The following is a 669-nucleotide window of genomic DNA, read 5'->3' on the forward strand; positions in this document are numbered from 1 at the left end:
AGCCCGCAACAGCCGACCAGCACGGCAAGCATATAGTCGACGCTGTCGTCTTCGCGCTGGGCGATCGATTGGAGCGGAACGTACAGCCGTTCCATGAATCGTCTCTTGGCGGGATGCTGATCCTTCTCAGGCAAACCTGCATAATGTTCCGCCGCCATTTTGTAGACGAGATATGCGCGGGCGTCAGACTGCCACAGCCGGAGCAGCACCTTGCAATACGTCAATAGCTGCCTGTTATCCGGGGTGCCGCGGCTGACGTTCGCCCATTCTGCCAGGACTTGCTCGCATCGCTCGAAGCCGCTGCCCAGCACATCTTCTATTAGTAAATGCCGGTTGGGGTAATAATGGTATACCGTGCCGTAACCGAGCTCGGCCTCGCGGGCGACGTCGCGAATATCAAAGCTGCCGCCCGTGCGGAAGTAGGCGCGCGCGGCGAAGTCCAGGATCTGTTCTCTGCGCTGCATGCGTACGAGCTCATTTTGTTCTTTGGTACGGGGACACATAGGCGCGTGAACCTCCTTTTATAGACCTGCAAATTTGTCAATATAAAGAGTGTAACGCATGGGGCGGAGAAATGCAATTATCTATTGGTGTTCGGCGAACAAAGTATTAGACTGAAAAATAAAGTACTAGACCGTGAAAATAAAGTTGTAGACTGCACGCTCTCGT

Annotated in this window: 1 protein-coding gene; it reads right to left on the minus strand. The window is 54.0% G+C overall.

Annotated features, from left to right (window positions below; translation table 11 throughout):
- Nucleotides 1–464, minus strand: a 464-nt coding sequence (locus HI950_RS35435) for a TetR/AcrR family transcriptional regulator (protein WP_411268204.1), incomplete at its 3' end; no start/stop codon positions are given.
- Nucleotides 465–669 lie beyond the last annotated feature (205 nt).

Origin of the sequence: Paenibacillus sp. PL91 (assembly GCF_012935325.2) — a bacterium.
Classification (GTDB): domain Bacteria; phylum Bacillota; class Bacilli; order Paenibacillales; family Paenibacillaceae; genus Pristimantibacillus.